This window comes from Enterococcus sp. DA9 (assembly GCF_008000875.1).
Taxonomy (GTDB): Bacteria; Bacillota; Bacilli; order Lactobacillales; family Enterococcaceae; genus Enterococcus_B; species Enterococcus_B lactis.
On the sequence record NZ_CP042839.1, the window covers coordinates 2,622,533 to 2,634,975 of the forward strand.

Sequence of the window (12,443 nt, forward strand, 5' to 3'; positions counted from 1 at the left end):
CCTTACAGCACATCTGAAAAATGTGGTTTCAATCTACGGAACACTGCAGAGCCGATTACGAACATTACTAACGTGAACACCCAGAAATACAAAGTGTATGTTCCATGCTCCCAGAACCAAGCTTCACTTAAAAACGACTCACGATAGCCTTGAACAACATAGTACAGCGGATTTAATTTCAATATGCTTACAAGACCTGAGTCAAACTGGTTCGGGCTCCATAATATCGGCAATGTCCACATAATCAACTGCAGGACGATCGTAATCAATTGCATGATGTCTGGTAAAAATGGTTGGATGGATGCTGTCAGCCAAGTCAATCCTGTCAAGAAAGCACACATGCAAAATAGATAGTAAATCAGCTGTAAAGACATGGCTGAAGGATATATACCATTTATAAGCGCAACAGCTATGCCAATCAGAATGAAGAATAAATGGGTGTACAGATTAGATAGGATTTTCGTCGTGGGCAAGATACGAATATTGAATACGACTTTCTTTACTAAATAAGTATATTCCCGAAAAACAACCGTAGTTGATGCAAAGGCATCAGAGAAGAAGAACCAAGGAATCATCCCTGTAACTAAATATACGATAAATGGGTATTTTGCATCGATCATTTGTGCTTTCAATCCAACGCCAAATACCAGCCAATAAATCAATACAGTAAATAACGGATTGATAAACGCCCATAAGATTCCTAAAAACGATCCTGCATATCTTGATTTGAAGTCATTGATCGAAAACTGTAGCAGTAATTTTCTGTTCTGATAAATGTCCTTCATAAATAAATACAAATCTTTAAACATTTGTGTTCCTCCAAGCGATTTCAGTGAATTACAGTCAAGTGCCATTTTACCATATTTTTGGTACCGAGCTGCGTTCTTATTTATTTCTTAATTTTCTATGATACAAGATTTTCTCTAACGTTTCTATTTTACAGAAGATGCTAGACAATTGCAATAAACCAAAAAAGGCTGCGACGGTTGTCACAGCCTCTCTCGTATTTTGCGCCTATCAATGATAGCGTTGGATCCTGGAAGAATGAGCGCTATCTGGTTGTTCCTCATAACTTGGATCTCCAGCATTCATGTCGTCATATGGCTCTTCTATGTCATAGTATTCTTCCATAACTTTCGTTTCGTCATAGCGATGAACGGCCATAGCCAACAGGATATAAATAATCGGAACCCACGGGTATGAAGTCAATGTATCCTCCATAAATGACTGCATCATCACCGCAAAAAAGGCCCAGATAAAAGTCATCTGCCCGTTGGATAAATCTGCTTTCAACGTTAAGCGACCAATAAAAAGGATAAGCAGCAAAGCAGCAATTCCAAACCCTATTAACCCATAGATATTCAAAATAGAATTATAACTATTGTGGTTTCCTAAAAATTGGTTTCCTCGTTGGAAGATGAATGTTTTCATCCCAAGTAAAACTTGCTCAGATTTTTCTCCTAGCGTCTGATAGAATTTATGCCAAATATCTTCTCGACCGGTAAACAAATTGACTTTTTCGGAAACAGCGGCTAGATAAGAAATCGGTAAAGCTAAAAGAATCGTAGCCGTATAGGCAATAAACGGCGCACGAATGACACGCATCAATGATTTAGGGAAAAGATCCAATATCGCAAAAACAATCAATGCAACTAATGCGCCTCTTGATTGACAGACCCAAATGCCTAAAAAGGCTGCAACGACTGCTATCGCACCGATGATACGAACATACCACCGTTCAAAAGAACTGGCAAATCCGCTGATCAATAAAGCAAGAGTCATCAAAGAACTTCCGATTGTATTCGTATTGATCCAAATATCAGAAAGCGAATTGCCTGGAGTCCAGATGCTTTGTCCTTCTGGTACTTGGATCTCTGTAAATACACGATATAATGTGATTCCGAGGAAGACCGTAAAGACAAGCAGATAAATACCGCGATCCCATTTTGTCCACTCAATCCATTTAATTACTAAACAAAATAAAATAATCAAAGGAAACAGTAAATCTCCAAATAAAGACTCATTTCTTAATTCCCGAAAGTAAGAAAAGAAAATGAAAAGTGCAAGCGCAACACCTAGATAAAGAAAATCGACGCCTTTTGCTTTATAAACATTTAAAATGAGCAAAATAGCCACACTAAAAGTGATAAGTAGCGAACTGTTGTTATATATAAACAAAGTGGTTGGGAAGCTTAATCCTGCTGTCCAAACAGAAAAGACCAGCGTCAGCAACAAAAGCAAGAAACCAGCACTCATTTTGTTGACAAATTTTTGTACGATTGCTTGAATTATCTCCACTCTCCTTTCTAATAATACTTCAGGGTTATTCTCAGCTAGCCCATTACTGTAAGACTAGCTGATTTTCCTGAGTTTGTGTTTGTGGTACATCTGGATAATCCGGATATTCTACTTTAAAAATCATATAACCGTCTTTGTCCGGTCCATATAGTTGTGTGAATTGAGCTTCATATAACTGATTGTAATCAGTTAACGGTCGCTTACTGATTACATAGTTGATCCCTAATTTTTCTGCGTCTTCAAAATTCAACGTGACCGAGAACATATCTGGACGATCTAAAATGAACTTTGTATCTTCCTTAGCGATAAAAGCTCTTGTGTGAGCATACCGATTATAATACTTCTCATGTTCTTCTTTTGGATCGATTTTCTTCCATGCAGCCATATCTGGATAAAAGCGGACTGTATTGAAAGATTTCACACCCAAAGTTGGGGTGAAATTATACAGTTCATCTTCAGTCAACCAGACTTTGCCAGGATCTTGTTGATCGATTTTTCGGATTTCTTTTGCCAGTGTTTTTTCAAAAATCGCTCCAGTACCTTCTACGACTGGATTGACAAAGAAACCAGATGCGATGATCACGGCGGTAAAAGCAAGATAAAACGAGCGTCTCCAGCCAAATAATGCAAAAGCTAGAATCACTGTTCCCAACACAGCAACTGCGATGGTTTCGAAATCTGAAAAATAATTATCCATCTTCGAATGAGTAATTGCATAGAAATAAGACCATGCGTTTACTGCCAGTAAAATGAATTTATACCAAATAGGAATAACATCTTCTCTCCAAATATAAGCGATGAACCAAATTGATAATAGGCAAGCCGCAAAACTAAAAGTAAGGATGGCTCTTAAAGGAGGAACATAAGACAGCAGAGTAATTTCTGCTAGCCATTTTGGCAATCCAACGGTAATCCAAAAGATAGAAAACAGACAAAAAATCATCAAAATACGTCCCAATAACTTTTGTTCACTATCTTTTTTGCCAAATAACACAAATGGACTGGCTAGGAATACAGTCGGAAAGAAGTGATAGAACAAAGCCACTTCAGAGTTATTCGAATAGTTGATGTCTTCAAAAGGGATTTTCCAGTTTGTCAGGAAAGAAAAAAATTCGCCAATCGTCCACTTTCCACCGGTGCTGACTCGTTTTCCTGGATATAAGGTATCCAAAGAAGCTAACAATGCGTCTTTTGACGTCAACCAGAAATGAACCATGACTCCGCCAATAAATAAAACTGCCCCTCCAATCAACACTACATCCAACAGATCCCAAGAAATTTTCTTGCTGTAGTAAATAAGCAGGCCAACAAAATAAAAAATCAGCAAGTACGCTAGCATCACTTGATGGGCTGGGTAAATCACTAAAATAAACCCAATACCGAAAATAACTACCAAAAGCATCATCAACGTTCGTAGCCATTTTTTATCATGATTGTAGAAATAATGATAAAAAGCAGTCATCAATCCCAAAGTAAAGAAAATCAAATCGCCCACATGCTGCATGAACCACCACTGGACTGCGGGAGAAAATGTCAGCGCAAATGCACCGATCAGCGATAGAGCTTTTTTCTCTTCGTTAATATCATCAGTACTTCGAATCCAAGCAAGACCATGACGACTAATTTCATCGCCCAATAAAAGGAAAGGCCTCGATCTCTTCCGAGGAAAAAGAATCCCCAGTTGAATGGTTTTCCGATAACCGTAATATCCTTTACAGGAGAATTATACGCAATGATCATGTTTTGTCCGTTCAGTGAATAATCTTCGTTCACCAACGGAAAGTCCTCTTCAGCTTGTGAGAGGTAAAAAGGTGTCTGCACCAGCCATTCATCTGACCGTACTTCCCGATTCTGTCCAAAAATCACATCAGTTTTTTTCCCATCGTCTCTTTGCGACACATATTTATCCCAAACACCAAGTGAACTTCCGTTTAAATTAAAAGTAACAATGACCACGATGACTAAAACGCCAATAAGGTATCGGAGTTTTAGAAACAGGTCAAGCACCAAATTCGAATCTGCCTGATTCGCTTTTGGTTTTTCTTTTCGTCGTGCACTTCTTGTTTGTTTTTCCATATCATGCTCCAAATTCTATTTGATAAAAAGGAAATTACTTATTCATTTTTTTGGCAGCTTCCAGCATTTGCGCAAGTGCTTCTTGCCAAGTTGGTATGACAAATCCTAACGCTTCTGTCTTTTTCAGGCTCATGACTGAATACTGCGGACGCGTTGCTTTTTGTGGAAATTCTTCCGATGTAACAGGCGCTACTTCCACATCTGTATCTTTCAATATTTCTTTGGCAAATTCATACCAAGAACAGCTATTTTCGTTCGACAAATGATAAATACCGAATGGTGCTTTTTCTTCGATGACATATACCATAAATTCTGCCAAAGTACGTGTCCAAGTTGGCCGCCCGAACTGGTCATTTACTACAGTCAGTTTGTCGCGGGTTTCCGCTAGGCGTTGCATCGTGAAGACGAAATTGTGTCCATAAATCCCGAAAACCCAAGAAGTTCGTATGATATAATAGTCTTCTAAAATCTCTTCTACTGCTTTTTCACCTAATAATTTCGTACGACCATATTCATTTAGTGGATTCGTTTGGTCATCTACTTCGTACTCTACATTTTTGTTTTTTCCATCGAAGACATAGTCTGTACTGATATAGACGAATTGAGCATTCACAGCTTTTGCTGCAAGTGCTACATTTCTTGTGCCATCGACATTGATTTTCTCATCTAATTCTTTTGCTTCATCTTCTGCTTTATCTACTGCTGTGTAAGCTGCGCAATGGAAAATAACATCCGGTTTTAATTCTGTAATATAAGCCATTGTTTTCTCGGCATCTGTGATATCCAAGTCTTTTGCATCTGTTGAAACATATGGCAGATTTTTTTCATCTAATAAATGACGCAATTCTGTACCTAATTGTCCATTTCCTCCAGTTAATAAAAACATATGGTTATCCGCTCCTTGATTTTTATTTTAAAAAAGAGACAGGCGAGCGCCTGCCTCACATGTGTTTTTCCATTAATACAGTGAAATTTCCTCTGTATTATTGTCCATTTTTGGCATATGCTGCTTCAACGGCCTCTTTTTCTTTTTTCCACCAGTCTTCATGTTCTTCGTACCATTTGATCGTGTCAGCCAACCCTTCACGGAAGTTCGTAAACTCAGGCTGCCAACCTAGCTCTTCTCGCAATTTTGTCGAATCGATTGCATAACGCAAATCGTGCCCTGCACGGTCGTTTACATGGTCGTATGCGTCTTTTGGTTGACCCATCATTTCTAAGATCAATTCCATCACGGTCTTATTATCTTCTTCGCCGTCCGCACCGATCAGATAGGTTTCGCCAATTCTGCCTTTTGTCAAGATCAACCACACTGCTGAAGAATGATCATTTGTATGGATCCAGTCACGAACATTTTTCCCTTCACCGTATAGTTTTGGACGAATACCGCTTAAAATGTTCGTTACTTGGCGAGGTATAAATTTTTCAATATGCTGGTAAGGACCATAGTTGTTTGAACAATTTGAAATAGTTGCACGTAAGCCAAAAGAACGTACCCACGCTTTTACTAACAGATCTGAACCAGCTTTTGTAGAAGAATATGGGCTTGAAGGATTATATGGTGTTTCGGCAGTGAATTTTTCTCCTTCGCCTTCTCCATGTCCCGGTAGGTCTTCACGTAATGGAAGATCTCCGTAAACCTCGTCAGTAGATACGTGATGGTAGCGTACATCATACTTGCGGCAAGCTTCTAAAAGTGTATACGTACCAATGATATTCGTTTGTACAAATGGGAAAGGATCTTTTAATGAATTATCGTTATGGGATTCTGCCGCGTAATGAACAACTGCATCCGCTTCTTTTACTAGACGGTCCACTAATTCTGCATCTGCAACATCTCCTACGACTAATTCTACGCGATCGCTAGGAAGTCCAGCCAAGTTCTCTTTGTTTCCTGCATAAGTCAGTTTATCCAAAACAGTGACATGCACTTCTGGATGATTGTTTACCACGTAATGAACGAAATTAGAGCCGATGAATCCGGCACCTCCGGTAACAATGATGTTTTTCATAAGAAAATTTCTCCTTAATTCTTAGATTTCTCCGTAAACAAATGGATTTTCTGCTTCAAATTCTTTTAATGTCGGATGACGGTGATCTTTTTCCGACATAATCGCTCTTGATGGATCAATTGGCCAATCAATCGCTAAATCTGGATCATCAAATGCGATGCCTCCATCTGCTTCTGCATTATAGTAATTATCACACTTGTAAAGGAAGTTCACGTTTGGTGTCAAAGTAACGAATCCATGTGCATATCCTTTAGGTACAAGCAACTGACGATGATTATGTTCAGATAAGATAAATCCGTCCCATTGACCATAAGTCGGGCTGCCTTTGCGGATGTCCACTACTACGTCTAAAACTGCTCCAGTAACCACACGAATCAATTTTGTCTGTGCAGCTTCTCCTTTTTGGAAATGGAGCCCCCGAAGAACACCAGCTTCAGCAGATAACGAATGATTATCTTGAACAAAGTCATAATCTAATCCATGTTCTGCAAATTTTGCTTTTGAATAGCTTTCTGTAAAAAAACCGCGATGGTCGCCAAAGACATCCATTTCCACGATTTTTACATCTGTTAATTTTGTATCTGTTACTTTCATCTGTAGGAACTCCTTATTCAGCGGCCAAATTCAATAAATATTGACCGTATTGATTTTTTTTCAAAGGCTGTGCAAGGGCTAGCAGTTGTTCTTTATCAATGTAGCCCATACGGTAAGCAATTTCTTCCAAACAAGCCACTTTTAAATTCTGACGTTTTTCAATCGTTTCGATAAAGGTAGATGCTTCAAGCAATGATTCATGTGTTCCTGTATCAAGCCAAGCAAATCCGCGTCCCATAAGTTCTACAGATAATTTTCCTTTATCCAAATATGCTTTATTGACATCTGTGATTTCTAATTCTCCACGTTCTGACGGTTTGATTCCTTTAGCAATAGAAATCACCTCATTGTCATAAAAATAAAGGCCAGTTACTGCGTAATTTGATTTTGGCTGAGCAGGCTTTTCTTCAATCGACAAAGCTTGCATATTCTCATCAAATTCTACTACACCAAAGCGTTCTGGATCATTGACATGATAGCCAAATACTGTCGCGCCTGCATCTTTTGAAGCTGCTCGTTGCAACATTTTAGACAGACCGCCACCGTAGTAAATATTGTCTCCTAATACCAAGCAGACACTATCATCTCCAATAAATTCTTCTCCAATGATAAATGCTTGTGCCAATCCATCTGGACTTTCTTGTACTGCATATTCGATCTGCAGTCCTAAATCATTTCCGTTTCCAAACAATTCCTTGAAACGTGGTGTATCTTGTGGCGTTGAAATAATCAGAATTTCTTTGATTCCCGCCAACATCAGAGTAGACATTGGATAATAAATCATTGGTTTGTCATAAATCGGCATCAATTGTTTCGATGTTGCCTTTGTTAAAGGGTACAGACGTGTTCCGCTGCCCCCAGCAAGAATGATTCCCTTCATGGATATATGCTCTCCTTTTTGATTTCAAATTTCACTTTGCTATTATCTCATCAATCGTTATATTTGTCATGGAAATATTAAGGATTTAAACATCTTTTATCAACGTTTAAACCATTTTCGTTTGATCAACGCCGTAATCAGATGAACACGCCAGGAAATTTTTTGGCGTAATTTAGAATGCGTTTCAATCTCACTCGCATTTAAATCATGTCTTCGATACAGTGTCAAAGGTTCTCTCAGAAACCCAGTCTTCCTTCCTCCCAACAAACCGATCCACATGTCATGCATAGGCACTTCTGAGGGAATCGGCAAAATATCGGATTTCAACGAAGAGCGAAAAGCCATACCTGCACCAATATAATGACTTCGTATCACATTATTGACCCATCCTTCTTTGGAATTTCGGAATGAAAAATAGGAAGCATGGATCTCTTGCAGCTTACTGTTCACAATGATCAAATCTGAAACGACTACTAACTGATCCGGATGCTGTTTAAAATAGTCAGTGATTTTTTTCACTTTTGTCTCTAACCAAACATCATCTTGATCTGCCAAAAAGATTAGCTCTCCTTTTGTCTGCTGGATCGCATAGCCAAAATTAGCGATCAACCCTTGACGAGGTCCTGAAAAAAGCTTTATCCGTCTATCTTTTTCTGCGTATTCAGTCAATATATCCCATGTATCATCTACTGACCCATCATCAGAAATAATCACTTCATCTTCTGCTGAAAGCTGAGATAAAATACTATCCAACTGCTCTCTTAAATATCTGCCCCCATTAAAGGTAGCTATACAAACCGAACGCACGAATTCACACCTTCCAATTCTTAACATATGAGCGCAAAGTCATCCGCCAGATATGCCGGTTTTTGACGGTCAAAAACTGTTTAACTGTTCTTAACAATAATTGTTGTCGGTGACTGGATAAATGTCTTTGATCATATTCATGATAAAATCGATTTTCTGCTTGTAAAATAGAACGGTATCTATTGCTTGTAACTTTTTCATAGTCTAATACCGAAAGATCATGTTCCAGTCGTACTGGTAATATCTCCACCATTTTTTCCAACTGATTCACTTTCCAAAACAGCCAATGGTCCAAAAAATCTAAAGAAAAAGCAGGATTAAACCCGCCAATCTTTTTTAGAAATTTGACAGACCATGCCACACCTGAATTGATTGCCATGATTCTTTCAGCTGTCGTACCGTCTACTTCTACTGCTTGTGCTGTACGATTGATATAATGATTTGAATAGACGGGAGAAACTTGCCGTCCCCCAGAAAAAATCATCGGAACTGCAGCAACACATTCATCTGTAAAAGCTACCTTACGCAAGATTTCAAAATAGTCGTCGACTAGCCTCGTATCCTGATCCAATGTAACGATACAACGTGTTCTTTCATTTGCTTGAGACAACGCATAATTATAAGCCGCCGCTAATCCAGGGTTTTGCGGATCATGATAGTAAATGGTGTTTTCTTTTTCAAACAGCTCATTTTGCTGTCTTTGAGGACTATTATCGTAAATAACAAGCTGAATATGCTTTTCGCTAAGTGCTTTGCTTAATGGTTCATAAGTTGGAGATTGGCTGAATAGTTGCTGATATAGCACGACTACTACTACTATTTCTGGTTTCATCAGAAAAAACGCCACCCCCACTTATTGAAAAATTTCATCATAGAAGTCAAAAACACACGAAAAAGTTTTGCATTTCGATGTGCACCCTTTCCATAAAAATGGACGACTGCATAAAAGGGTGTGTACAATAATTTGTAACCTGCTTTTTCAAAACTCAAGCACAAGTCATTATCTTCAAAGTACATGAAGAAACGCTCATCAAATCCCCTTATCTCTTTAAATTTATCAATATCAGCTACCATAAAACTGCCCGAGATCATTCGCACATAACTATCAACATCAGTGGGCAAGCCACGGCATTCAAAGACAGCTAGCCGTTTATCAAACCTTTTTTTGACCCATTTGAAAGGCACAAAGCGCAAAACATAATCAAAAACAGCCAGCCGCTCACGAATGAGGTGCTGAGTGGTCCCATCTTCATTAAGAATCTTAGGTGCTAACATCGCGCATTCGGGATGTTCTTTCAGTAACAACACCAATGCTGTAACTGTTTCTTCATCCACTAAAATATCTGGATTACAAATAATGCCATAGTGGCAATCGCTCTTCAGCAGATTGTGATTATGTCCATAACCGAATCCGGAATTTTCATCATGAAAATAGATTTCGATATACGGATATGTCACATATTCTTTTAGTCTGCTTTTATATTCCGGAAGGGAGTTGTTGTCAAAAATCCGAATTTTTATCGCTGTTTCATCTTTTACAGTGGAAATAAAATTATCTAGTGTCCGAAAAATCTTATCACTGTTCGCCGTTACAATACTAATAAGAATTGGCTGGTTTAATTTGTTATTCATCTATATGACGGTTCCATTTCTTCAAATATTTCTGTTTTACTTGCGTACGATACTCTTTATTCCCTAAAAATCGCAATGTTTTTAAAATAAACTGATGTTTCTCGTTAATCAGACCAATCAATTCAAATAATAAAATTGCAGCAAATAGCATAGCAATAATCAATACAATCGTTCCGATTCTTCCAGTATAATTCATGACCATAGCTGTGAAAGAAAACATCAAAGCCATCGCATAAATCGTCAGGACGGCACCTTTATGAGTAAATCCTAAACTGATTAGTCGGTGATGAAGATGTTTTTTATCTGCTGTAGAAAAAGAAACACGGTTTGCTTTTCTTCTAATGATAGCAAAAAACGTATCTGTTACCGGAACGCCCATGACGATCAGTAGAGAAATTGACGAAACAAAAGTTACGTTCTTCAGCCCTTGTAGTGAAAGGACGGCCATCATGAACCCTAAGAATAACGCTCCTGTATCGCCTAAATAAATCTTTGCCGGATAAAAATTGTACGGGAAAAATCCGATAATACTTGCTACAAGACAGAAAATAACGACCGGGATGTACACTGTGGAAGCATGAAGGAAAAAATACCCAATGATGCCTATCGTGATTAAACCAATCAATGAAATCCCTGCCGCTAACCCGTCTAAACCGTCAATCAGATTGACTGCGTTCGTGATACCGAAGATCCAAAAAATCGTTACAGGGAAACTAAGCCATCCTAATTGAACATAGCCAATAAAAGGAAGCGTAAAGGAATCAATACGTATATCTGCTACAAAATAAATAATAAGAGAGGCAAGCAAGATCCCTACACTCTTTTGTTTAGGCGTCAACTCAAATTTATCATCGAGTACTCCTGTGACAATGATCACCAAAGAAGCGAGCAAGATCGGCACAATATACGATTGTGGAATGATTTTACGGAATAAGAATAAAGTCGATATAACAAATGAAATAAAAATGGGCAGTCCGCCTGCGGAAGGCATTGGAACTTTGTTTATCCTTCTTTCATTTGGTTTGTCGACCATACCCGTTTGTACTGAAATGATTTTAAATACAGGTGTTAATATCAGTGATAATAAAATTGTCAGAAAAAATCTTATAACCATACTAAAAGAAACAAGCATATGGGCACCTACTTTAATTAAGAGTCATAATTATTATAAATTACTGATATAAATTTACAATAAGAACTCTTGTTTCTACTTTTTTTTATGAGAAAATTTAGCTTTCAATTTATTGAACCATTTTCGGCTTGGATCTCGACGTTTTTTGATTTGATGTCCCGTCACGTATTCTTGAACAACTGCATTGATGATTCCGCCCAAAATGATGATCGTAGCAGCAAAATTAAGCCAAAGCATGAGGACAATAAAACTTCCTATGATCTGATAACCGCTGATCCTCGTTGCAAAATATCTGGCATAGATACTAAACACTTGTGATAACAGCATCCAGCCGACGGTAGCGAAGATCGTACCTGGAATAATCGTCTTCAACTTCAACTGAGCATTAGGGACAATTAAATAAATCAAGAACATGATGACAAATAAAGCCACCAATGTGATTGGCCATTTCAAGGTTTGGAACTGATCAATAAAGTTCACAGGTATTTGTACAATCGGTTGGATAGCATCTAAAATCAGCTGTCCTAAACCAAGAACGATAGTTACTCCACTAATGGCAATCATGAACAAGACGATTACGATCAGCGAGAAGAAGCGAACGATCAAAAAATTTTTTCTATTTTCTACGCCATACGCTTTATTCATCGCAATTTGTAAAGCGTTAATACTTTGACTGGCAGACCACAAGGCCGCTAAAGCAGAAACGGATAGCAAACCGCCTGAACTTTGTGTCAAAAGGTCCTTGATTGCAGGACCAATAAACTGGTAAACGGTCTCAGGAATCACTTCTCGTAAATAGGTCAGCACAGTCTCTTGATCGATATGGAGAAACGGCAAAATATTACCAAAAGCAATAATCAATGGAAATAAAGACAAGAGTAAATAATAAGCAACGACAACCGAGGTCGTACTCATTTCTGAATCAGTGATGCGCTTTTGAGTCGTCTCAATAAAGCGCATCAGATTTTCATTTTGTTTTATTTTGTTCCAAACTTTCATGTACCTCTCCCGT

At 38.2% G+C, this 12,443-nt stretch carries 11 protein-coding genes and 1 pseudogene; all 12 read right to left on the minus strand.

From position 1 onward, the window contains the following. Window positions 1-2: 2 nt before the first annotated feature. The 12 genes and pseudogenes from FTX43_RS13620 to FTX43_RS13675 all read right to left on the minus strand — a co-directional run bounded on the left by FTX43_RS13620 (window position 3) and on the right by FTX43_RS13675 (window position 12,430). Window positions 3-809: an ABC transporter permease gene (locus tag FTX43_RS13620; protein WP_002289081.1), complete on the minus strand. Its 807-nt coding sequence runs from the start codon at window positions 807-809 to the stop codon at window positions 3-5. Window positions 810-1,017: 208 nt separating this feature from the next. Further along, window positions 1,018-2,298 carry an EpaQ family protein gene (locus FTX43_RS13625; RefSeq protein WP_002292878.1) on the minus strand — a complete coding sequence of 427 codons (1,281 nt, stop codon included), beginning with the start codon at window positions 2,296-2,298 and terminating at the stop codon, window positions 1,018-1,020. 43 nt (window positions 2,299-2,341) lie between these two features. Continuing rightward, window positions 2,342-4,374, minus strand: a pseudogene (locus FTX43_RS13630) (hypothetical protein). Window positions 4,375-4,408: 34 nt separating this feature from the next. Next, on the minus strand, window positions 4,409-5,260 hold the full coding sequence (gene rfbD, locus FTX43_RS13635; RefSeq protein WP_002314207.1) for a dTDP-4-dehydrorhamnose reductase: 852 nt from the start codon (window positions 5,258-5,260) through the stop codon (window positions 4,409-4,411). Window positions 5,261-5,357: 97 nt separating this feature from the next. Beyond that, a complete protein-coding gene (rfbB, locus tag FTX43_RS13640) occupies window positions 5,358-6,386 on the minus strand; it encodes a dTDP-glucose 4,6-dehydratase (protein ID WP_147607125.1) in 1,029 nt (342 codons plus the stop codon). A 21-nt stretch (window positions 6,387-6,407) separates the two neighbouring features. Continuing rightward, window positions 6,408-6,980, minus strand: coding sequence for a dTDP-4-dehydrorhamnose 3,5-epimerase (rfbC, locus tag FTX43_RS13645; RefSeq protein ID WP_002292883.1), 573 nt, complete (start codon window positions 6,978-6,980; stop codon window positions 6,408-6,410). Window positions 6,981-6,993: 13 nt separating this feature from the next. Further along, a complete protein-coding gene (gene rfbA / locus FTX43_RS13650; RefSeq protein WP_002292884.1) occupies window positions 6,994-7,860 on the minus strand; it encodes a glucose-1-phosphate thymidylyltransferase RfbA in 867 nt (288 codons plus the stop codon). Between the two features lie 99 nt (window positions 7,861-7,959). Next, window positions 7,960-8,667, minus strand: coding sequence for a glycosyltransferase family 2 protein (locus FTX43_RS13655; protein WP_261801541.1), 708 nt, complete (start codon window positions 8,665-8,667; stop codon window positions 7,960-7,962). Between the two features lie 4 nt (window positions 8,668-8,671). Then, complete coding sequence (locus tag FTX43_RS13660) at window positions 8,672-9,499, minus strand: glycosyltransferase (RefSeq protein WP_002292886.1); 828 nt, start codon at window positions 9,497-9,499, stop codon at window positions 8,672-8,674. Continuing rightward, the gene (locus tag FTX43_RS13665) at window positions 9,499-10,299 is read right to left on the minus strand and encodes a glycosyltransferase (RefSeq protein WP_002292887.1); all 801 of its coding nucleotides are present in this window, start codon (window positions 10,297-10,299) and stop codon (window positions 9,499-9,501) included. Before FTX43_RS13665 ends, FTX43_RS13660 begins: the two co-directional genes overlap by 1 nt. Beyond that, window positions 10,292-11,431 carry an MraY family glycosyltransferase gene (locus FTX43_RS13670; protein WP_002292888.1) on the minus strand — a complete coding sequence of 380 codons (1,140 nt, stop codon included), beginning with the start codon at window positions 11,429-11,431 and terminating at the stop codon, window positions 10,292-10,294. The genes FTX43_RS13665 and FTX43_RS13670 overlap by 8 nt, the downstream gene beginning before the upstream one ends. A 75-nt stretch (window positions 11,432-11,506) precedes the next feature. Further along, window positions 11,507-12,430 (minus strand): YihY/virulence factor BrkB family protein, encoded by a 924-nt coding sequence (locus tag FTX43_RS13675; RefSeq protein WP_002292890.1) that lies wholly within the window; start codon window positions 12,428-12,430, stop codon window positions 11,507-11,509. Between the last annotated feature and the right edge of the window lie 13 nt (window positions 12,431-12,443).